Source organism: Pseudoalteromonas denitrificans DSM 6059 (genome assembly GCF_900112265.1).
Taxonomy (GTDB): Bacteria; Pseudomonadota; Gammaproteobacteria; order Enterobacterales; family Alteromonadaceae; genus Pseudoalteromonas; species Pseudoalteromonas denitrificans.
The window spans coordinates 39,477-62,432 of record NZ_FOLO01000020.1 but is presented as its reverse complement, the minus strand read 5'-3'; the positions used below and the strand labels follow the sequence as shown (position 1 = coordinate 62,432).

The 22,956-nt window shown below is 34.8% G+C and carries 18 protein-coding genes; 12 read left to right on the top strand and 6 right to left on the bottom strand.

Translation table 11 applies throughout. The features are described 5' to 3' along the window. Positions 1 to 102: 102 nt before the first annotated feature. From rluD to clpB, 3 genes are all read left to right on the top strand, one after another. Positions 103 to 1,080: a 23S rRNA pseudouridine(1911/1915/1917) synthase RluD gene (rluD, locus tag BM088_RS13600; RefSeq protein ID WP_091984842.1), complete on the top strand. Its 978-nt coding sequence runs from the start codon at positions 103 to 105 to the stop codon at positions 1,078 to 1,080. 18 nt (positions 1,081 to 1,098) lie between these two features. Further along, positions 1,099 to 1,833 carry a peptidoglycan editing factor PgeF gene (pgeF, locus tag BM088_RS13595; RefSeq protein ID WP_091984839.1) on the top strand — a complete coding sequence of 245 codons (735 nt, stop codon included), beginning with the start codon at positions 1,099 to 1,101 and terminating at the stop codon, positions 1,831 to 1,833. 152 nt (positions 1,834 to 1,985) lie between these two features. After that, entirely contained in the window at positions 1,986 to 4,562 is a 2,577-nt protein-coding gene (clpB, locus tag BM088_RS13590) for an ATP-dependent chaperone ClpB (protein ID WP_091984836.1), read from the top strand. 1 nt (position 4,563) lies between these two features. Here the strand turns inward: clpB and BM088_RS13585 are convergent, their stop codons facing one another. After that, positions 4,564 to 5,001 carry a DUF4124 domain-containing protein gene (locus BM088_RS13585; protein WP_091984833.1) on the bottom strand — a complete coding sequence of 146 codons (438 nt, stop codon included), beginning with the start codon at positions 4,999 to 5,001 and terminating at the stop codon, positions 4,564 to 4,566. Positions 5,002 to 5,294: 293 nt separating this feature from the next. On the opposite strand from BM088_RS13585, the gene gshA reads away from it, so the two are divergent. Both gshA and BM088_RS13575 read left to right on the top strand, forming a co-directional pair. Beyond that, positions 5,295 to 6,866: a glutamate--cysteine ligase gene (gshA, locus tag BM088_RS13580; protein WP_091984919.1), complete on the top strand. Its 1,572-nt coding sequence runs from the start codon at positions 5,295 to 5,297 to the stop codon at positions 6,864 to 6,866. A gap of 109 nt (positions 6,867 to 6,975) precedes the next feature. Continuing rightward, on the top strand, positions 6,976 to 7,599 hold the full coding sequence (locus BM088_RS13575; protein WP_091984830.1) for a transglycosylase SLT domain-containing protein: 624 nt from the start codon (positions 6,976 to 6,978) through the stop codon (positions 7,597 to 7,599). A gap of 65 nt (positions 7,600 to 7,664) precedes the next feature. On the opposite strand, the gene BM088_RS13570 is transcribed toward BM088_RS13575, so the two are convergent. Together BM088_RS13570 and BM088_RS13565 are read right to left on the bottom strand one after the other, a co-directional pair. Further along, complete coding sequence (locus tag BM088_RS13570) at positions 7,665 to 8,930, bottom strand: HlyC/CorC family transporter (protein ID WP_091984827.1); 1,266 nt, start codon at positions 8,928 to 8,930, stop codon at positions 7,665 to 7,667. 64 nt (positions 8,931 to 8,994) lie between these two features. Further along, entirely contained in the window at positions 8,995 to 9,801 is an 807-nt protein-coding gene (locus BM088_RS13565; protein WP_091984824.1) for a cytochrome C assembly family protein, read from the bottom strand. A 216-nt stretch (positions 9,802 to 10,017) separates the two neighbouring features. Between BM088_RS13565 and ffh the strand changes: the two genes are divergently transcribed. From ffh to rplS, 5 genes are all read left to right on the top strand, one after another. Continuing rightward, the gene (ffh, locus tag BM088_RS13560) at positions 10,018 to 11,400 is read left to right on the top strand and encodes a signal recognition particle protein (RefSeq protein WP_091984821.1); all 1,383 of its coding nucleotides are present in this window, start codon (positions 10,018 to 10,020) and stop codon (positions 11,398 to 11,400) included. Positions 11,401 to 11,620: 220 nt separating this feature from the next. After that, positions 11,621 to 11,869: a 30S ribosomal protein S16 gene (gene rpsP / locus BM088_RS13555; protein WP_091984818.1), complete on the top strand. Its 249-nt coding sequence runs from the start codon at positions 11,621 to 11,623 to the stop codon at positions 11,867 to 11,869. A gap of 17 nt (positions 11,870 to 11,886) precedes the next feature. Beyond that, positions 11,887 to 12,411 (top strand): ribosome maturation factor RimM, encoded by a 525-nt coding sequence (rimM, locus tag BM088_RS13550; protein WP_091984815.1) that lies wholly within the window; start codon positions 11,887 to 11,889, stop codon positions 12,409 to 12,411. Beyond that, on the top strand, positions 12,411 to 13,187 hold the full coding sequence (gene trmD, locus BM088_RS13545) for a tRNA (guanosine(37)-N1)-methyltransferase TrmD (RefSeq protein WP_091984812.1): 777 nt from the start codon (positions 12,411 to 12,413) through the stop codon (positions 13,185 to 13,187). Before rimM ends, trmD begins: the two co-directional genes overlap by 1 nt. Positions 13,188 to 13,207: 20 nt before the next feature. Then, positions 13,208 to 13,576, top strand: coding sequence for a 50S ribosomal protein L19 (gene rplS / locus BM088_RS13540; protein WP_091984809.1), 369 nt, complete (start codon positions 13,208 to 13,210; stop codon positions 13,574 to 13,576). 88 nt (positions 13,577 to 13,664) lie between these two features. On the opposite strand, the gene BM088_RS13535 is transcribed toward rplS, so the two are convergent. Then, positions 13,665 to 15,932, bottom strand: coding sequence for a sensor domain-containing protein (locus BM088_RS13535; RefSeq protein WP_091984807.1), 2,268 nt, complete (start codon positions 15,930 to 15,932; stop codon positions 13,665 to 13,667). A 169-nt stretch (positions 15,933 to 16,101) separates the two neighbouring features. Between BM088_RS13535 and tyrA the strand changes: the two genes are divergently transcribed. Then, positions 16,102 to 17,229, top strand: coding sequence for a bifunctional chorismate mutase/prephenate dehydrogenase (gene tyrA, locus BM088_RS13530; protein ID WP_091984804.1), 1,128 nt, complete (start codon positions 16,102 to 16,104; stop codon positions 17,227 to 17,229). An 82-nt stretch (positions 17,230 to 17,311) separates the two neighbouring features. Here the strand turns inward: tyrA and BM088_RS13525 are convergent, their stop codons facing one another. Beyond that, complete coding sequence (locus tag BM088_RS13525; protein WP_091984801.1) at positions 17,312 to 18,469, bottom strand: chorismate mutase; 1,158 nt, start codon at positions 18,467 to 18,469, stop codon at positions 17,312 to 17,314. 641 nt (positions 18,470 to 19,110) lie between these two features. On the opposite strand from BM088_RS13525, the gene BM088_RS13520 reads away from it, so the two are divergent. Next, positions 19,111 to 22,110: a bifunctional diguanylate cyclase/phosphodiesterase gene (locus BM088_RS13520; protein ID WP_177208044.1), complete on the top strand. Its 3,000-nt coding sequence runs from the start codon at positions 19,111 to 19,113 to the stop codon at positions 22,108 to 22,110. A gap of 45 nt (positions 22,111 to 22,155) precedes the next feature. Here BM088_RS13520 and BM088_RS13515 read toward each other — a convergent pair whose 3' ends face one another. Further along, complete coding sequence (locus BM088_RS13515; protein WP_091984795.1) at positions 22,156 to 22,956, bottom strand: response regulator; 801 nt, start codon at positions 22,954 to 22,956, stop codon at positions 22,156 to 22,158.

Here is a 22,956-nt window from a genome sequence, read left to right as displayed (position 1 = left end):
TAGGCTAGGCCAATTCGTTAAAAACGAGTAAACTATACCAATTAAGCGATTCTACCCCAGTCAGCGACAGCTTGCACTGGTAAATTTAGGTAAAACTAACAAATGGCAGAGCAAATATCTTTATCCGCTGAAGTTCCTTTTGAACTTGGTGGCAAACGTCTAGACCAAATTTTAGCGCAATTGTTCCCTGATTATTCACGATCTCGTATAAAAACGTGGATATTAGATGATATGGTGCAAATAAATGGTGAAACTTTAAACATTCCAAGAGAAAAACTCATGGGAGGTGAACAAGTTAAAATTGAAGCGCAAATTGAAGAGCAAAGAGAATATGAAGCGCAAAATATCCCTTTAAATATTGTTTATGAAGATGATGATATTTTAGTAGTGAACAAACCTGTAGGTTTAGTTGTTCACCCAGGTGCAGGTAATCCGGATGGTACTTTATTAAATGCATTATTGTATCGTTACCCTGAGATAAAAAATGTGCCTCGTGCAGGCATAGTACATCGCTTAGATAAAGATACATCTGGACTGATGGTTGTTGCTAAAACAATACCTGCTCAGACTTATTTAGTCGCTAATTTACAAGCAAGAGTAAATTTCACTCGAGAATATGAAGCGATTTGTATTGGTACTATGACAGGTGGTGGCATGGTTGATGAGCCTATTTCGCGTCATCCTACTAAACGTACCCATATGGCTGTAGTATTAGACGGAAAACCTGCAGTAACACATTTTAGAGTCGCTGAAAAATATCGTGCGCATACGCGCTTGAGGTTACGTCTTGAGACAGGGCGTACACATCAAATTCGGGTTCATATGGCACATTTAGGTCATTCTTTAATTGGTGATTTGGTTTATAGTGGTCGTCCGCGCCCACCTAAAAAAGCGACAACAGAGTTATCAGATGTATTAAAAACTTTTAAACGCCAGGCTTTACATGCCGTAATGTTGACACTAGAGCATCCTATAACAGGTGAAATCATGTCTTGGGATGCACCTATTCCTGATGATATGGTAAAACTTACCCTTGCTTTACGTGAAGATACAAAACTAAATCCACAAAAAGATTTTTAATATATAGGAACTGAACTTATGTCTTTTTTTTCATTAGATTGGTCAGTTCCTGAAAATATTAGCTTTTTGACCACAACAAGAAATGGCGGCGTTTCTAAGTCGCCATTTGATCAATTTAATCTCGCCTTTCATGTTAACGATGACTCAAAACATGTTATTGCTAATCGCGCCTTGTTACATAATCAACTTCCAGCTAAAGCCATTTGGCTAGCGCAAATTCATAGTAATAAAGTCATTGAAATAACAGCTGATTCAGATTTAAACCTGATTGAAGCAGCTGATGCACTATATACCAAAGAGAAAAATATACCTCTTGCAATTATGACGGCTGATTGCTTACCTATTTTTCTAACGGATATAGATGGCACTCAGGTAGGCGCAATTCATGCTGGTTGGCGAGGACTTTCAGCTGGAATTATTGAAAGTACACTTGCGTGTTTTTCAGGTGAAATGTCAAATATTACAGCGTGTTTTGGACCTGCAATTGGCCCTGATCATTTTGAGGTCGGGGAGGATGTTGTAGCAGCATTTTCTCAAATGAATATTCCTTATCTGCAGGCGTTTAAAGCAACCAAGAGGGGGAAATATCTCGCAAATATATTTTTATTAGCCCAACTGATACTTAATAAATTTGGTATAACTTGTATTGCAAACCAGCAATTATGCACATTTAGCCAATCAGATTTATTTTACTCATATAGAAGAGAAAATTTAACGGGTCGCATGGCAAGTATCATTTGGATTACACAATAAAATAATTATTTAAATCTGTTGATTAGTATAGATAAATGGCATTCGAAGATTTAGTGATTAAAATCATTAAATTGCTTTTTCTCCTTGAACATTTCCACCTTAATACCCATAAATATAGATAGTTATCGCAATATAGATATTAGAGGCAAGCAATGCGTTTAGACCGACTTACCAGTAAATTTCAAGCCGCATTATCCGATGCCCAGTCATTAGCGTTAGGGCGAGATCATCAATTTTTAGAACCTGTGCACTTAATGTATGCCTTATTGCAACAAACTGGTTCAAGTATTCGAGCATTGCTTGTTCAAACAGGTGTAAATCCCAATGAAATGAATACAAAACTTTCAAAGGCAATAGAAAAGCTATTTAAAGTTGAAGGTGTGGGTGGCGATGTTCAGTTATCTGCAAATATGATTAATTTACTGAATTTAAGTGATAAATACGCTCAAAAACGTAAAGATAAATTTATATCAAGTGAAATATTTGTATTAGCAGCATGTGAAGATAAAGGCCCTTTAGGTGAGGTTTTTAAATCATTACAGATTAATGCCAGTAAAGTAGAGACAGGAATACAAGCGATTCGAGGCGGTCAAAAAGTAGATGATGCAAATGCTGAAGACAACCGTCAAGCACTTGAAAAATTCACTGTTGATTTAACCGAAAGAGCTGAGCAGGGCAAGTTAGACCCAGTGATTGGTCGTGATGACGAAATTCGTAGAACCTTACAAGTATTGCAAAGAAGAACAAAAAATAACCCTGTATTAATTGGTGAGCCCGGTGTTGGTAAAACAGCAATCGCAGAGGGCTTAGCACAACGAATTATAAATGGTGAGGTACCTGAAGGTTTAAAAGACAAACGTGTACTTTCTCTTGATTTAGGCGCATTGGTTGCTGGCGCTAAATACAGAGGTGAATTTGAAGAAAGATTAAAATCAGTTTTAAATGAATTATCAAAAGAAGAAGGTCGAATAATTTTATTTATTGATGAAATTCATACTATGGTAGGGGCTGGTAAAAGTGACGGTGCCATGGATGCGGGTAATATGTTAAAACCAGCGCTTGCACGTGGAGAGTTACATTGTGTGGGTGCAACAACACTCGATGAGTATCGAAAATATATTGAAAAAGATGCCGCCCTTGAACGCCGTTTCCAAAAGGTATTAGTACAAGAGCCTACAGTAGAAGATACAATTGCAATCCTACGTGGTTTAAAAGAGCGCTATGAACTACATCACTCAGTTGATATTAGCGATCCTGCTATCGTTGCGGCTGCAACGCTTTCACATCGTTATATATCTGATAGACAATTACCAGATAAAGCAATTGATTTAATTGATGAAGCAGGCTCTTCCATTAGGTTGCAAATTGATTCTAAACCTGAAGAGTTAGACAAATTAGAGCGTAAAATTATTCAACTCAAACTTGAAGATAATGCCCTTGATAAAGAACAAGATGAGGCGAGTATTAAACGTCAGCAAGATATTAAACATCAAATCTTAGCCTTAGATAAACAATACAATGAATTAGATGAAGTATGGATTGCAGAAAAAGCGTCATTACAGGGTACACAAGTAATAAAAGCTGAATTAGAACAAGCGAGATTAGACTTAGATGTTGCAAGACGAGCCAGTGATTTGCAACGCATGTCAGAATTACAATATGGCAGAATTCCAGAACTTGAAAATAAACTCGACTTAGCATCTCAAGCTGAAATGCAAGATATGAGTTTATTAAAAAATAAAGTGGGTGAAAGTGAAATTGCTGAAATTTTATCGCGCTGGACAGGCATACCCATTAATAAAATGCTACAAGGGGAACGTGAAAAGTTACTTAGCATGGAAGATCAGCTTCATAACCGTGTGATTGGACAAGATGAAGCTGTAAATGCGGTTTCAAATGCTATTAGACGTTCAAGAGCTGGTTTAGCAGATCCAAATCGCCCTATTGGATCTTTTTTATTTTTGGGGCCGTCAGGTGTAGGTAAAACGGAGTTAACTAAAACCTTAGCAAATTTTATGTTTGATACTGAGACTGCCATGGTTCGCATTGATATGTCTGAATTCATGGAAAAACATGCTGTTGCACGTTTAGTGGGTGCGCCGCCTGGTTATGTTGGCTATGAAGAGGGGGGATATTTAACGGAAGCAGTCAGAAGGAAACCTTATTCAGTGATCTTATTTGATGAGGTGGAAAAAGCCCATCCTGATGTTTTTAATATTTTATTACAAGTACTTGATGATGGTCGCTTAACTGATGGTCAAGGCCGTACTGTTGATTTTAAGAATACGGTGATTATTATGACTTCTAATTTAGGATCTGAACTTATTCAAGAGCAAACAGATACAGGTGATTATCAGCAACTGAAGTTGATGTTAATGGATGTTTTAGCAAGTCAGTTTAGACCTGAGTTTATTAACAGAATCGATGAAACCGTTGTATTTCATCCTCTAATTAATGAACATATAAAACAAATAGCGTACATCCAATTACAGAATTTACGTGAACGTTTATCTGATTTAGGTTATCAGCTAATTTTAACTGATGAAGCCATGTCAAAATTAGCTGAGTCGGGTTTTGATCCTATTTTTGGTGCAAGACCATTAAAGCGTGCAATTCAATCTTCAATTGAAAACCCATTAGCGCAAATATTATTGGCCGGGAAAACGGTATCGGGAATTACTTTTAAAATTGATGTTATTAATAATGAGTTTGTAATAACTGAGACTTAATTTAAAAGAGAGTTGTTTTATTTGAGCTTTTTTGTTTGTTACAAAAAAGCGCAACACGTTTTTCGGCCAATTTTGTATACTCAGCTTTATCTTTTGCTGTTAGAATTTGCTCTTTTCCTGATTTATCAACAAATTTAACTTGGCTGTAATCAGCGAGTACTTTTAAATTATCTTGTGCTTTTTCACAATTTAGTTTTGCTTGTTCTGCAAGTTGCTCTGATAAACTTTCTGGTGCTACAGCTTCTTCTGTTTCTTTAATTTTTCTAGGGGGTGGTTTTTTCATCTCAAAAGTCGTGTATTGTGCATCTTTAGGCATTATATATGAAAAATGCTCTATCCCTTTTGCGTCTGTCCATTTATAAATAGTGATTGTTTGACTAAAAACATTCGTTGAATAACCACAAGTGAGTAAAAAGCACACAATAATAGCTTTATACATTTTACCATTCTCAAATTAAAATCCTTATACTCTATATTATTAGAATTAATTGCCCTTTTGGCAACAGTAAGCGTATTTAAATTATCTATTGTCACTTTTTGATACAATTTAAAAAGCATGATTTTATATGAAATGGTCGCTTCTATTAGCCTGCTTGATAAACTAAGAAATATAAAAATCTTGTATTCCGTCATGGGTGAGTAATATATTAAGGTAATAGTCTTGTGTATTTATTTCTAGCCCCCATAAAAACAAGATGCAGCACAAAACCATTCAGGTTTGAGGATTTATTTTTGACAAAAGAACTATTAAAATCAACATTGGCAGAGCTTTCTCTTGCAGAAAATAGCACAAGTATTATTGGTATTAAGCGTGGTATCGAGCGTGAAACTTTAAGGATCAATAATCAAGGCCGGTTATCCTCATTACCTCATCCTAAGAAGATAGGTAGTGCATTAACGCATAAATATATTACAACAGATTTTGCTGAATCTTTGCTTGAATTTATTACACCTGCAACAGACAGTGCTGAACGTACTTTAAATCAATTAAGAGATATTCAGAAATATACGCAGGCTAGACTTGATAATGAAGTCTTATGGCCAATGAGCATGCCGTGTTTTATTAAAAATCAAAATGAAATCGCTTTAGCTCAATATGGCAGCTCTAATGTAGGTCAAATGAAGACCTTATATAGAGAAGGGCTTAAAAATCGATATGGAAGTATGATGCAGGCAATCGCAGGTGTGCATTTTAATATTTCATTTCCCAAATCATTCTGGAATAGACTTCAAGTCATTAAAGGTGATAAAACAGACTCACAAAGCTTTATTTCAAATGGTTATTTAGGTCTGATACGTAACTTTAAACGAGATCTTTGGTTGATCAGCTACTTATTTGGCGCATCGCCTGCACTGTGTAGCTCTTTTTTAGAAGGCAAAGAAAGCCGATTACCCTTTGAAAAGTTGGGTAAAGGGAGTTTATACCTGCCATTTGGTACAGCATTACGTTTAGGTGATTTAGGTTATACAAATAGCGCACAATCTGCATTAAAAGTTACTTACAATAGTCTTGAAGAATATATTATCGGTTTAAAACGGGCTATTTCAACTGACTCTGATTTATATCGTACAATAGAAACTCATAGTGATGGCTCTTTAAAACAGTTAAATAGCAATATATTACAAATTGAAAATGAATTTTACTCACCCATTAGGCCAAAACGAAATGCTTTAGCAGGTGAGACACCTATTGACGCACTGACTAGGGATGGTATTGAATATGTTGAAGTACGTGCATTAGATGTTAATCCATTTAGTGATACTGGAATAAGTTTACAACAAGTTTATTTCTTAGATGTGTTTTTATTGTATTGTTTGTTAAATGATTCTCCTGAAATGGATAATGAAGAACAAAAAATTAGCCAGAAAAATTTAGAGCAAGTGGTTAATTTTGGACGAGATCCAAGTTTGGAACTAATTAAGAAAGGTGCTTCAATACCATTAAGAAAATGGGGAGAAGAAACATTTGAACAATTAGCTTTAATTGCAAACTGGCTAGATACAGCTCATGGTACTACACATTATAAAACCGCAATTTCAGAATTAAATTTATGTATTGAAGACTCAGATAAAACTTTGTCTGGTCAATATATGTCAGCACTTAAAAATTCAGGTTTAGATAATGGTTGTTTTGCGTTAGAGTTAGCTAAACAATATCAAGTGAAAACGCAAGAACATCAATATCTCGAATTATCTGAATCTGATTTAAATAATGAGAGTGCTCACTCTTTTGTAAAGCAAAAAGAAATTGAGAATAGTGATGAAGTTACATTTGATGAGTTTTTAACGGCATATTTTAAATAAAAAAAACGCAGCGACAAAAATGGCTGCGTTAAATAACTTTCAGGGATGAAACAATGTTCATAAGGTCAGACATAGGGCTTTTAAATAAGTTCAAAATAAATTAAATAAAATGAAAAATAAATTAATTTTACCTACTTTATTACTCTCAACTTCTGTTATTTTGACTGGATGTGCTTCTGCGCCCCCAGACAATCCAAATAATATTTGTGATATCTTTACCGAAAAGCGAGATTGGTATTTTGCTTCAAAAGATTCTCAAGAAAAATGGGGAGCACCTAAACACGTTCTTATGAGCATGATGTATCAAGAGAGCTCTTTTAAGCATGATGCACAACCTCCAATGGAATATTTCTTAGGTTTTATCCCTACGGGAAGAGCAAGTTCAGCTTATGGCTTTTCTCAAGCTAAAACGATGACATGGGACGATTATATTAAAAAAACGGGCAATACCGGTGCGGATCGTGATGACTTTGATGATGCGATAGACTTTATGGGTTGGTTTGTATATCAAACACATCGTATTAATGGCGTATCTAAATGGAATGCTTATGCGCAATACCTTAATTATCATGAAGGCTGGGGTGGCTACCGTAGGGGTAGTTATAAAAAGAAAAAATGGCTCATGGCTGTATCTAATAAAGTAAAACACCGTGCAAGTAAATATGGCGCACAACTTAAGCGATGTGAAGATGAGTTAGACAGAGGCTGGTTTAGTCGATTTTTCTTTGGTTAACTTATTTAGGACTGGTCATATTAAAATAAGGCTGAATATACTACTCAGCCTTTTTTAATCGTAAATTAACCTTTAAGCTCTGGTAAAATCCTGGCGCGTTTTACCGTATTTTCTTTTACTTCAATTATTTCAATTGGGTAACCAGATAAACGAATGCTAACATTTGCTTCAGGGATCTCTTCTAAATACTCTACAATTAAGCCACTTAATGTTTTTGGGCCATCAATTGGAAAACTCCAATCCATTTCTTTATTTAAATCTCTGATATTAGCGCTGCCATCTACGATATAAGTGCCATCTTTTTGTGGGTGTATTTCTTCACTTGGAGTTCGTGTCATGGTAGTCGTGAAATCACCAACGACTTCTTCCAAAATATCATCTAAGGTAACTAAGCCTTGAATATCACCGTACTCATCAACAACTAATCCTATGCGTTCTTTACTTTGTTGAAATTTGAATAACTGAGTATTTAATGATGTACCTTCAGGAACATAATAAATCTCTCTTACCGCACGTAGGAGTGAAGCTTTGGTGAACTGTTCTTTAGTTAATAACCTTAATGCGTCTCTTGAGTGTATGAAACCAACTACGTCATCTATCTGATCTCTATATAATAAAACTCGGGTATGTTGTGCATGTGACAGTAGTTTTAAAATAATCTTGAAATCATCATTTATATCTATTCCCGCAATTTCATTTCTTGGGATCATGATATCTTCAACTTTTACCTGTTCTAAATCTAAAATAGAAACCAGCATATTTTGATGCCGTTCAGGTAATAAAGCGCCGGACTCATTTACAACGGTTTTTAACTCTTCTTTACTCAGACTATGTTGCTCAATTTTATCGGCACTAATGCCAAATAATTTAAGTAATCCATTTGTGATCCAATTGACAGCAATAACAACAGGAAATAATATTTTTAATAAAATATTCAAAATAACTGAGCTTGGAAATGCAACTTTTTCAGGGTGTAAAGCTGCGAGTGTTTTAGGTGTGACTTCAGAAAAAATTAGGATCACAAAAGTCAAAACAAAAGTTGCAATAGCAATACCAACATCACCAAATAATCGCATGCCTATGATTGTGGCGACTGCAGATGCGGCTATGTTAACAAGGTTGTTCCCTATTAAAATTAATCCAATGAGGCGATCAGGGCGTTCTAAAAGCTTACTAACGCGTTTAGCCCCTTTATGGCTTTGCTTTTCTAAGTGGCGTAATCTATAACGATTAAGTGACATTAATCCAGTTTCAGAACCAGAAAAATAACCTGAAATTAGTACTAAAATTGCCAGTGTAATGAACAAAGTACTGGTCGATATGGCGTCCAACTAATGGGATCCTTAAATTTAAAATAGAAACGTTATTAAGTCTTAGCTTAGTAATATAGTCAAGCTAAAATTGATTCAAAAGTACTTCTTTTACAAAACGGCTGCCAAAGTAGGCCATAGTTAATAAAAAAGCAGCAAACATCGTCATTAAAATACTGCTTTTTCCACGCCAACCTCGGTATTTATGGCCCCAAGTTATTGTGCAGAAAATAGCCCATGCGATAAGGGATAAGATAGTTTTATGGATAAACTCATTACTGAACATATTTTCTAAAAAAATAAAACCAGCTATGAGTGCCAATGTTAATAGCCCTGTGCCAACAGTTACAAGCTGGTAAAGCTGCTTCTCAACAACCATAAGAGGCGGTAAGTGGCTATAAGCAATTGATAAGTCTTTTTGTTTTAACCGTTTGTTTATAAAGTAAAATTGAACTGCATATAAAGTTGCAATAATTAAAACACAATAGGCTAAAAATGAAAGTGAAATATGCGATAGCAAAGCAATATTTACATTTATTGATTTTAAAATAATCTGATGTGGTAGAAATAAACTTACAATTAGAAGTAAAGCAGCAAAACCGTAAACAACGGGAAGTAAAAGTGTTGCAGGAAAACGTAAAGAGACGGTTGTTATTGAAACAACAATTATCCAGCAAATTAATAATGAAATATTCACAAGACTTAAATCTTGACCGCTTTCAGTGAAAACTAAATTAACGAGTAGTGCCATATGTAATAAAATTGCAGCTGTGCTAAGCAAAAGAGTGAGTTTTTTATTTGGACCATTTTTATGAAATAAACGTGCTACAACATGGCCACTTGCCAGGGTATAAAAGAAAAAGGCAATAAAAGTTAAACTATTAACAAGCATACTTATACCAATGGGCAAAGCCCGATAATTAAGAATATTATGAGGTTATTGTATTTTAACCCGAAGGAATTTCATAGAGCTCATGACGAATATAAACAAATAAGACTGAATACATTTATTGAATATATTGAGATATATTTACTCAAAGCTCTGTTTTATGCTGGGTTAACTAAGGTATAATCGAAATTATTTACAATTTTGTACGGACGATTTTTAATGTTTGAAAACTTACAGGAACGATTGGGTAAAACCTTAAACAATATTAGGGGCCGAGGTCGACTCACCGAAGACAATATAAAAGAGACTTTGCGTGAAGTACGTATGGCCTTATTAGAAGCTGATGTTGCTTTACCAGTTGTTCGTGATTTTGTTAAAACAGTTAAAGAGCGTGCTGTTGGAATTGAAGTTACAAAAAGCCTTACACCTGGGCAAGTATTTGTAAAAATAGTTCAAGAAGAACTAGAAAAAGCCATGGGTGAAGCAAATGAAGAGCTAAACTTGAATGCACAACCTCCCGCGGTTGTAATGATGGCTGGTTTACAAGGTGCGGGTAAAACAACCAGTGCGGCTAAATTAGCAAAATTTTTAATTGAACGTAAGAAAAAGTCTGTATTACTCGTCAGTGCCGATGTTTATCGTCCAGCAGCAATAAAACAACTTGAAACTTTGTCTGGTGAAGTATCTGCTGAATTTTTCCCAAGTGATATCTCTCAAAACCCTGTTAATATTGCTAATAATGCAATCGAACATGCAAAACGTAAATTTATAGATGTCGTTATTCTTGATACCGCTGGGCGTTTACATGTTGATACTGACATGATGGACGAAATTAAAGCACTACATAGTGCTGTAAATCCGGTTGAAACTTTGTTTGTTGTTGATGCTATGACAGGTCAAGATGCAGCCAATACAGCAAAAGCGTTTGGTGATGCTTTGCCACTAACGGGTGTTGTATTAACTAAAACTGATGGTGACGCCAGAGGTGGTGCCGCTTTATCAATTCGTCATATCACGGGTAAACCAATTAAATTTATTGGTTCAGGTGAGAAAGTTGACGCCTTGGAACCTTTCCATCCAGATCGTATTGCTTCGCGTATTTTAGGTATGGGTGATGTACTTTCATTGATTGAACAAGTCGAAATGAAAGTTGATAAAGAGCAAGCTGCTAAAGTTGCTAGCAAAGTATTAAAAGGCAATGGTTTTACTTTAGAGGATTTTGCGGATCAACTGAAGCAAATGAAAAACATGGGCGGAATGATGTCTATGTTGGAAAAAATGCCAGGAATGGCAAACCTTCCAGATGCAGCAAAAGATCAGATGGGTGATAAAACCTTTACGCAAATGGAGGCAATTATTAGCTCCATGACGATGAAAGAACGTATAAGACCTGAGATTATAAAAGGCTCTCGTAAAAAACGTATTGCTGCAGGTTCGGGTACGTCAGTGCAAGAAATAAATAAACTCTTAAAACAATTCACTCAAATGCAAAAAATGATGAAAAAAATGAAAGGTAAGGGTGGAATGATGAAGATGATGCGAGGCATGAAAAACATGTTACCACCTGGCATGATGGGCGGTATGGGAGGTCCTAAACTTTAACTTCTCGTCTTTATATCATTTTATAAATAGGCCGATCTGTAAAATTTACTAATCGGCTTTTTTTGTAACTTAAAACTTAAGTTTAACTTGCATTTTTATATCAAATAAGTACAATTCGCGAGCTTCATCTGAACTTGTCTTTTTCTACTAGGAAGATAAGTGAGAATAGGAAGTATGTTAGAAAGTAATCAAAAACATTAAATTATAGGTAGAAAACGATATGGTAACTATTCGTTTACAACGTGGCGGTGCTAAGAAGCGTCCATTTTATCAAGTAGTAGTAGCGGACAGCCGTTGCTCACGTGACGGTCGTTTCATTGAGAAAGTAGGTTTCTTTAACCCGCTAGCTCGTGGCCAAGAAGAAAAAGTTCGTTTAGATTTATCTCGTGTTGATCACTGGGTAAGTCAAGGCGCATCACTTTCAGATCGCGTTAATAAATTAGTTAAAGACGCTCGTAAAGCGGCTTAATAGGTGTAAGTGAGACCATGAGTCAAGATTCTATTGTTGTAGGTAAGCTTGGTGCCCCTCACGGCATAAAAGGCTGGCTTAAGGTGCATTCATTTACTGATGATCCTGAAGGGATCTTTGATTTCAGCCCCTGGCTGATTAATCAACAAGGTAATTTGGAGACCTTTGAGGTTGCAGACTGGCGTCGCAGCGGAAAAGGCTTTATAGCCAAATTTGCACATATTAACGACAGAGATGAAGCGATGGCTTATACCCATGGTGAAATCACTGTTGAGCAGTCGCAGATACCAGAACTTCCACAAGGTGAGTTCTATTGGCGAGACCTCATTGGCATGTCAGTTGTAACTAATAAAGGTTATAGCTTAGGCAAGGTCGATGATTTGATGGAAACAGGTTCTAATGATGTTTTAGTTGTTAAAGCTAACAACAATGATGGATTTGGAAAATCTGAGCGTTTATTACCATTTTTGACTGATTCAGTTATTCAAAATGTAAATTTAGATGCAAAAGAAATTACGGTTGACTGGGATCCAAGCTTTTAATGAGTACTGAATCTGAACTTTGGGTTGGGGTGATAAGTCTTTTCCCTGAAATGTTTAATTCAATCACTGAGCAAGGCGTTACTGGTCGAGCGGTTAAAAATGGCATTATTAGCTTTAATAGTTGGAATCCTCGGGATTATGCTTTAGATAAGCATAGAACCGTAGATGACCGTCCCTATGGTGGCGGACCAGGTATGTTAATGATGGTAGAACCGCTCAAAAAAGCTATTACCGATGCAAAAGATGCAGCAGGAAATGGTGCAAAAGTAATTTACCTGTCACCTCAAGGGCGAAAACTAGATCAACAAGGTGCTGCTGAACTGGCAAAACACAAAAAGTTGATTTTAGTTGCTGGTCGTTATGAAGGTATAGATGAACGAATTATAGAATCTCATATTGATGAAGAATGGTCAGTAGGTGATTTTATATTGAGTGGTGGTGAGTTACCAGCCATGACATTAATTGATGCAGTAGCAAGATTAGTGCCTGGTGTATTGGGTCATAACCAATCGGCAGAACAAGATTCATTTTCGGATGGTCTATTGGATTGCCCACACTATACTCGACCTGAAATTTTGGATGGTAAGCAAGTTCCAGCTATATTACTTAGTGGGGATCACCAAAAAATTGCTAAATGGCGCTTACAGCAGTCATTAGGTAGAACTTGGTTAAGACGTCCAGACTTGTTGAATAAACTAGCTCTGACTGAGGAGCAAACTCAATTATTAGCTGAATTTCAGCAACATAATACTGAGTTTGTGGCAGATGACAGTTAATACTAGAAAATGAGAAAATAATGTCAAAAGTTAATCAAAACATAATTCAAGCGCTTGAAGCTGAACAGCTTAAGCAAGACGTACCTGCATTTGGTCCTGGTGACACAGTTGTAGTTAAAGTACGTGTTAAAGAAGGTGAGAAAGAGCGTCTACAGGCTTTTGAAGGTGTAGTTATCGCTGTGCGTAACCGTGGTCTTCATTCTGCATTTACAGTTCGTAAAATCTCGAATGGTGAAGGCGTAGAACGTGTTTTCCAAACTCACTCTCATCAAGTAAATAGCATTGAAGTTAAACGTCGTGGTGCAGTTCGTCGTGCGAAACTTTACTACTTACGTGAGCGTTCTGGTAAGTCTGCACGTATTAAAGAAAAATTGACTAAAAGGTCATAATTTTCGTACTGTAGTACAGATTATAAAATAAAACAGCTTGATATTTAAAGATATCAAGCTGTTTTTTTATGAATTGAAAAAAATAAATTTAAACTTTACCAAGATGTTGGTTGTAAAAATGCGTAAATTGCTTCGCGGGTAAAGGTCTACTAAAAAAATAACCTTGAATTTCATCGCAGTCCATTTTCATTAAAAAATCTTGATGTTGTTGGTTTTCGACCCCCTCAGCAATGAGTGATAAACCTAAGTTTTTACCTAAACTCACAATGGTTTGTACTATATCTCTATCTTCTTTTGATTGGTGAGAATCTAATATAAAAGATTGATCAATTTTCAATTTATCCACAGGGAATTTTTTTAAATAAGAAAGTGAAGAGTAGCCTGTGCCAAAATCGTCAATTGACAGTTGAACACCTAGCTGTTTTAGCTGCTCTAACATTGAAATAGTATCTGTTTCTTGGTGCATTAATACACCTTCTGTGATTTCAAGCTCAAGGTTTTTTGCCGGAAGCTGGCTTTGCTTTAAAGTATCCTTAACTAAGTTAACAAAGTTAGGTTGGCTGAATTGCCTTGGAGAAATATTGACCGCAATGACTAAGTTTATATCTTGATCTAGCCAATTCTTTGCTTGTAAACAGGCTGTTTTTAAAATCCAATTACCTAAAGGAATGATTAGTCCTGATTGCTCGGCTAATGGAATAAATTCAGCTGGAGAAATGGATTTGTTTTCTAATGTCCATCGACATAAAGTTTCAGCACCGATGATTTTTTTACTATTTAGATGTAATTGGGGTTGATAATGTAAATTGAGTTTATTGTTTTGAATACTCAATTTTAGTGCATCAATGAGTTGTATTTGTCGGCTTAATTTATCACCTAATTCATATGAGTAATAAACTAAGCTTGAATGTTCTATATTTATGGCTTGTTCTAATGCAGCCTGACCATTTTTAAGTAATTCTTGAGGACTTTTACCATGTTCTGGATAATCTATAACGCCAAAATCCAACTCAATAGTAAGTTCTCCACAGAGTGTCATGAAGGGTTCTTTAACCGAACGCTCAATTTTTTCATGCAAAAACTGTATTTTTCCTAGATCATTATCGTTATCAATAATACAAGCAAAAGAGCGTTCATTAAGTTGAAATAAGTGAGTTTTGCACATTAAGTTAAATTCAGATAAACAAGACTCTAAGTTTTTTGCTACGGTAACTTGAAGTTCTTTAGCTGCATCTAGTCCGTGGGATGTCATAAATGCATTGAATTTTCGAATTTCGATCATCATCATACTAAAAGGATGAGATGGGCTATCAATAAAATGGCTATCTAAAAACTTAATTAATTGGTTTAAATTATACAGGCCCGTTATTGAGTCATGAAATGCTTGATAAAAAAGTTCATCTTCTGCTTTTTTTTGTTCTGTGATATCAACAATATGCACATCTACTTGATTTACGTCATAAAGTTGATGAAATTCGCAAGATAAAACTTTTGAACTTAGGTGGTGTTCGATTTTTAAAATTTGTTTCTTTTGTTTTTTTAAAAGCTTAATAATAGCGTGAATGTCTTTTGGTAAAAGTGCCGTTAGCTCTCCTTTTTCGCGTGATATGCTGAGTAATAAATCTTCTGCTGCAGGGTTGGCATAAATTATTTTTTCAGCGTCATCAAGTGAAATAATTGGGTTTGGATTTCGCATTGGAAAAAGAGCCAATCGTGTGATCTCTGCGCTTTGATTTAAATAGCCTCTCATATATCGACCGACAACAAGTGTGATCACTAATAGCATTAAGCTAAAGGCGGCTACAGTCCAAGATGTTTTATTTAATTCACTTTTAGTCTCTTGATAGCCAAAATCAACTCTTTGATTTAAATCTTTCAGAATATGATTTAAATGGGGGATCGCTGCTTCTCTGGTTAAAGTGATTTTTGCCAGTTGTTCCCTCGCTAATTGCCATTGTGTTTGCTCTGAGGAAAGGTTATTTGTTAATTCTAATGCCGTTTTTTTAATTTTTTGTACTTGCTTTATTAACGCTTTTTTTAAATTAGGATCGTTTAATTTATTTGTTAACTGTATTAACTCTAAATCCAACTCTCTAATTTTTGCATTATGAAGCCTGATATATACATTATTTTCATCTTTGGCGTAATACTCATACAGTAAACGTTCTTGTTCCGATAAAATCGCAACGACATTTTTTATTTGCGATAAAGTGGGTATTTCATTTTCAACTAAAAGCAGAGCTGATTTTTCAACCTTTGACAGTGATAGATAAACTAAAACCGATAAACAAAGACCAAATAGCATAGTGGCCAAATAAAATAAAATTGATTTAAATTTTGATGTATTAATAAACACAAAAACCCTTCGAACAATAATTATTATTTTAAATATTGAGTATTCGATAAAATTCTTGTAACTACAAGAAATATTGAAACAAGAATAACTTTAGTATGCGCTAAAGTATGATAACATTGATTGTATATATTAGTGTACTGTTGTAAATTAAAGTTTACGAGGTTTTGGTTTGGATCAAGATTTAGCATTTCTTCGCTCAGAAATAGATGAGTGTGATACAGAGTTAGTCGCCATTTTAGCGAAACGAAATAGGATAACTGAGCAAGTTGGAAAAATAAAACGTAGTCTTGGTGCGCCTGTATATATTCCAGAACGGGAAAGCCAATTATTAGCTGCAAGAAGAACTCAGGCTGAACTGCAAGGCGTTTCAGGTGATTTGATTGAAGATATTTTACGCAGAATGATGCGAGAATCTTATCAAAATCAACAGTCAGAACTCGCATGTGTTGCACCTCAATTATCACCAGCTGTTATTGTTGGTGGTGAAGGAGTGATGGGGCAGTTATTTGCGAGACAACTTAAGCGCTCTGGAATTGAAGTTAGAATTTTGGACAAAAAACAGCACTGTTTTGCAAGTGAGATATTAGAAGGCGCTAAATTGGTTTTAGTTTCAGTGCCAATCAATAAAGTAGAAGAAATTATCAAAGGCTTACCTAAGCTAGATGATGACTGTTTGTTAGTTGATATAACAAGTATTAAGCAACAGCCTGTAGCAGCGATGTTGGATGCACACTCTGGTCCTGTTCTTGGTTTGCATCCTATGTTTGGTCCGGATATTGAGCATTGGGTAAAACAAACGATAGTAGTGTGTCATGGCAGAAAAAATGATAAAGCTGATTTATTATTAGCACAGTTAAAAATATGGGGGGCTCAATTAGTTGAAATGGCACCTAAAAAACATGATGAAGCAATGCAAATAGTGCAAGTAATGCGGCATTTAACAACTTTTGTTTATGGACAATTCTTAGCCAAACAAACACATAGCCTACAAGAAATAAAAGATTGTTCATCACCTATTTATCAATTAGAACTTATGATGGTAGGACGTCTTTTTGCACAATCACCAGAATTATATTCAGATATTATGCTAGCGCAGTTTGATAATGTGGAGTCTTTGCTTGAAGATTATAAAGATATTTATCAGCAGACTCTGGTTAAACTTAAAAATAGGGATAAGGCAGGGCTCATAGCTGGGTTCAGTGATGCAAAGTCATATTTTTCAAATTCAGCAGAATCATTTTTAAAACAAAGTCGGGCTTTATTAAATAAAGCGAATGATTCAAAAGTATTGGAATAATTTTATAAAGGGTTTGAATGATTGATATTTTGAGTTATCAAGGGAGGAAATATCCTCCTTGATAACTTTTAACTTTTAACTTTTAACTTTTAACTTCAACAGCTTTCATAGATTCACTTGGATAGCAGCCTAGTATACGTACGAACTCAGTCACTTCTTTTAAATCTTCCAATGCTTGTTGCGTATTGCTTTGTGATAAATTAGCATCTAAATCAACATAGAAAACTTCTTCCCAAGGGTTACCTGGGACAGGACGAGACTCAAGCTTAACTAAATTAATTTTGTGCTGTTTAAAAATGATAAGTGCGTCTGCAAGTGAGCCTGCATTTTGGCTAGTTGCCATGATTAAAGTTGTTTTTGTTGGGATTTGCTTAGATGTTTGCATCGGTTTTCTAGCAACAACAATAAAACGGCTATGATTTTCAACTTGATTCGCAACAGCTGACTGTACTACTTCTAAACCTGCTTTTATACCCGCCTGTTGTGAAGCGATAGCAGCACTGTTAGGTACTTCAATAGCTTTGGCTATGGCACTTGAGGTTGAGTCACAATACTCTAATTGAATGTTATCTAAGCCTTGAATAAATTGGCTACATTGAGTAAAAGGCTGTGGGTGACCAAAAACTTTTGTAATATCTTTTAATTCAGTATCACCTTTTGCAATTAAACAGTGCTCGATAGATTGTGTTAATTCTCCGACAATCGCAACCTGCGCATGCTGTAGTAAGTCATATACTTCATTAATACTACCTGAACAGGTATTTTCGATCGGTAATAAACCAAAATCTGCTTGTCCTGTTTCTACTTTGTTGGTAATTTCAAAAAAACTGGTACAACCTAATTCTATTAATTGATCGCTTCGGCGGCTGAAATATTTATGGCAGGCAAGTTGGCTGTAAGACCCTTGGCCTCCTAAGTATGCAACCCTATTTGTATCACCTTTGATCTCCGGATTTATATTTTGTTGTAACATGGCTTGTTGATGTAAAACTGAGTCTTCAATAATTGTTTGGAAAACATTATTCACATAATATGCATCTAGCCCGAGAGATTTTCCATATGATATTAATTTTTCGAGTAAGGCAAGTTCTCTTTTCTCGTCTCTTATTGGTTTATTATTTGAAATTTTATATTCAACAACTGAATGACTTATACGACGACGTTTTGTCAGTAGTATCAGTAACTCAGAGTCAATCTCATTAATATCTTTTCGTAATGCCTGCAATGCATCATTAGCCATAGTTATTTCCTCATTCCTAGTTTTGTTAATACTTTTAAAATTAAATTTTATGCAAAAAAAAACCTCCCAATTAGGGAGGCTTGTATTTGTCGCAGACTTTCTTCATGTCATGACTAATCCGCCTCCCGTTAGGGGTGGAGTATAAAAAACATAAAGAAAAATCGTGCATAAATTTGTTTCATAGGGTTAATTTAAAAACTAGAGCGTAATAAGTCAATAAATGTTTTAATTATTTTTATTTTTACTGTTTTTAACAGCTGATAATTTCATAAATTAAAGGCAAAATTTGATTTGAACATATAAAAATTTATAAGGAAGCGCTTTAGCTTTTATATAAATTAATCTGCTCATTGATTTAAAATTTAATTATCTTACTTGTTCTAAGTAAAGGTTTAAATTAGGTCGTGTGTTTGTAAAGTTAAAATAATCGTTTTATAGACTATATATTCCTTCTTTTTCACTGGAGTGGATCTTACAAATTTATATTTAGTTGTTCACATGAAAAGATAAATAAAATATTTTATATAAAATTATGTGCTTAAATATAAAAAAGGTGTTGTTTAGGCTAACTTTATTTTATATTTAACAGATTGATGGCAAAGAGTCATTTTAATAAATTATAATGAATCAAAGGTTTAATTTTGAAGTATAGACGCTTGCCATCTCATTTTAGCCGACACTCACTTAGTATGAAGCTATCTATATTAATATCTGTGATTTGTTTAGTTGCTGGAATGAGTGCAGCGATATTAATGCTTAAGTCAGAGCGAAAGCAACTCATATATGAAGAACATGAAGCATTAAAGCACAGTGGTGAAAATTTTATAAAGCAATTTGAGCAGATTATTTATAATAAAACTCAAATTGCAAATAAAGCGAACTTGGTCGTAAAACAACAGTTATTTGAAAATGACTTGAGTCAGAACAATTCACAATTACTAAATATTAATTTAGCTAAAAATGAGGTGGTCAGGAGTACGTCACTAGATGGTTTATCTGCGGCCTATATACCAGTAGATAACTTTAATGATTTTTATAGAAATTTGTTTTATTCAAGTGAAGTACTCTGGAAAATTATCTCACCAACACTAACAAAAGATTTTTTTAATTTTTATTTTATTAGTAAAGATAACTTTATTCGTGTTTCTCCACCTAATTGGGCACTACAACTTGAAGTAAATCATAAATTTGAAAATGATATTTTTTATTCGGTAGCACTTGAAAAGAATAACCCCTCAAGAAACCCTGTCTGGACCCCAGTTTATTATGATGATATTTGGCATAAATGGGTCGTGAGTTTGATTGTTCCTTTGTATTATAAAAATGAATTTTTAGGCATAACAGGCAGTGATTTAATTTTCCAAGATTTGATAAAACATTTTTCTGTTTCAGATAAAGAGCAGCAGTTTTTTATTTTCAATAAAAAAGGTCAGGTATTATCACACCCATTGATCAATAACTTAGTTGCAAAAAAAGAAGGGGAAATGAATCAGCTTTTACAGACGACTGATTTAGTGCCTGATCATTTGCAAAGTTTAGTTCAGTTGGCAATTAAAAAAGACATGCCTAATATGCCCAGTACATTTCTTGAAGGTGATGAAATTCATCTGGTTAATATTCATAAACTGTCACCATTAGATTGGTATATTGGAGTGTATAAAAAACGCTCGTCAATACTTTCTGATCTTGATGAGTTAGAAATAAAATTTATTGGTTTATTCGTTATCTATACTGCACTAGTGGTGATCCTATTACATCAAACATTGAATCAATTATTACTTAAAAGAATTCGAGAGCTTGTTTTAGCAGTTAATGATTTTGGTAAAACAAAAGGAAAATCTCAAAAACTGTTTGCTGAAGAAAGTGAGGATGAAATTGGGGTACTCAATGGCGCATTTAAAATTATGGCTGATGAAATAAGTAAGCATTTAAAAGATGTAGATCAGCGTATGATTGAAAAGGATAAAGCGGAACAAAAGGCGAATAGATTTACAAAAGCTGTTGAGAGTTCTGGAAGCGCAGTTGTAATTGCAGATGCACAATTAAAAATTCAGTATGCTAATCCAAAAATGTCAGATATGACAGGGTATACAAAAAAAGAATTATTAGGCTCATCAATTTTAAATATTGTATCTGATGAAATGCAAATATTAGTAGATGATATTGAACTTGATTTGAAAAGTCGCCACTCATGGCGTGGTGATACTATGCTTAGAAATACTCGAAATGAAGCTATTTGGGTATCGTTAAGCATCTCTCCTATCAGAGATCTCGATAGTTCAATTACCAGTTATGTTGCATCAGCTCAAGATATTACTTTTGTAAAAGATAGCCAACGTAAAATGGAGCAGTTAGCCTATTTTGATACTTTAACAGGATTATCAAATCGTGCTTACTTTAGAATGCAATTAAGAAAATCTATGGCTTTGGCCTCAAGAGGCCATTATTCTTTTGCATTATTTTATTTTGATTTAGATGAATTTAAACGAATAAACGATACCTTGGGTCATGATGCTGGAGATCAGCTTTTACTTGAAGTGGCTAATCGACTTAAACATAGGTTAAGAACAGAGGATACAATTGCAAGACTTGGTGGTGATGAGTTTGCGGTTTTATTAAGTGGTATAGATACACGAGAAAAAGCGACTGATGTTGCTATTACGATTCAAGAGACTTTGAGTAACCCCATTAAACTTATTAATAATGAAGTGATTATAAGTGCAAGTATAGGTATTACTCTTGCGCCTGATGATAGTTCAGAAGAAGAACAATTATTGAAACATGCCGATTTAGCCATGTACGAGGCTAAGGCAAAAGGGAGAAATACATATCACTTTTATGATCCGAACCTTAATGCTGCTGCAAAAGAAAGAATGATTATTGAGAATGAATTAAGGGTTGCATTAAAAGATAAGCAATTTGAATTACATTATCAACCACAAATTGACTGCAGAAACAGCGAGATTGTAGGTTATGAGGCATTAATTCGTTGGTTACATCCAAAAAAGGGCATGATTTCGCCTGTTAAATTTATACCTGTGGCTGAAAGTACAGGTATTATTGTTGAGCTAGGAGAGTGGGTCTTATGGGAAGCTTGTCGCTTTGCGAAAAGGCTTGAGGATCAAGGCGTGGTAAATAATGTTGCTATTAACTTATCTGCGCGGCAGTTTAAGGATACTAACCTAGTTCTACTTTTGTCAAAAATACTCGATAAAACTAAAGTATCTCCAAAAAATATCCATCTAGAATTAACAGAAAGCATGCTAATGGGAGACATAGAAGCAGCAATAGGGCAGCTGCATGAGTTAAAAGCATTAGGTCTTGCACTATCGATTGATGACTTTGGTACAGGGTTTTCATCTTTGAGTTATTTAAAGCGTTTTCCTGTTGATATTTTAAAAATTGATCGATCTTTTGTTAAGGATATTCCGCAAGACACGAGTGATATGGCAATTACTGCGGCAATTATTGCAATGGCCAAAAAGTTAAAATTGGATTTAGTCGCTGAGGGAGTTGAAACAAAAGAGCAAATAAAGTTCTTAGAAGATAATAATTGTTATATTGTACAAGGCTATTATTTTAGCCCGCCTTTATCTGAAGCTAATTTAGAGGGGTTTCGTAAAACATTAGGAAGTCAGTGATAAGGCCAGAGTGAATAGCTCTGACCCTCATTTTTGATTATGTAACTAGTGATTATCAAGTAATTGATAAATTAATTTTTTAACTGTTTGTGGTTCAAAAGGTTTATCACACATTGCATTTACGCCTGACTGTGCGATATTGGCTAAATGCGTATCGTTAGCTTCAGATGAAACCATTAAAATAGGCACGTGAGATTGTTGGGATTCAGAACGAATATATTCAGCAAGTTCTTGACCATTCACCTCAGGCATATTGTAATCTGTCACTATTAGGTCAAACATTTGTTCATCAAGTATCGAGATTGCTTTTTGTCCATCTTCGGCTTCAGAAAAGTGCTGTATACCTAAATTAGTTAAAACACGTCTAATATGGTTTCGTGCTAGCCTAGAATCATCAACTATCAGTACTCTGATATCATGAACATCGTAAAAATTAAGTTCAAGTTCTTCTGGACTTAATATGTCTAATGTTGCATTAATCGCTTTACCTAAGTTTTCTCTGGTAAAAGGCTTAGGTAAAATTGCAATAATCCCGGACTGCTTAAACTTTTCTAATTCACTTTTTCGAGTTTCACTTGATATAAGCATAAAAGGTACATCATCAATAGAGTCACTTTCTTTAATACTATTCAGTAAATTTACAGCACTACCGTCGCTAAAGTGTAAGCTACTAATCACAAGATCTGGTGCACTTTGTTCTATTTTATCTAATGCTTGATGTTTGTTTTGAGCAAGATCGATATGTGTGATCCCCTCTAACTTTAATTCTTTGACAATAATATTACGTTGTGTACTTGAAGGTTCAACAAGTAAAATATGTAAGTCTGCTGGCGATAAAGCAATCAT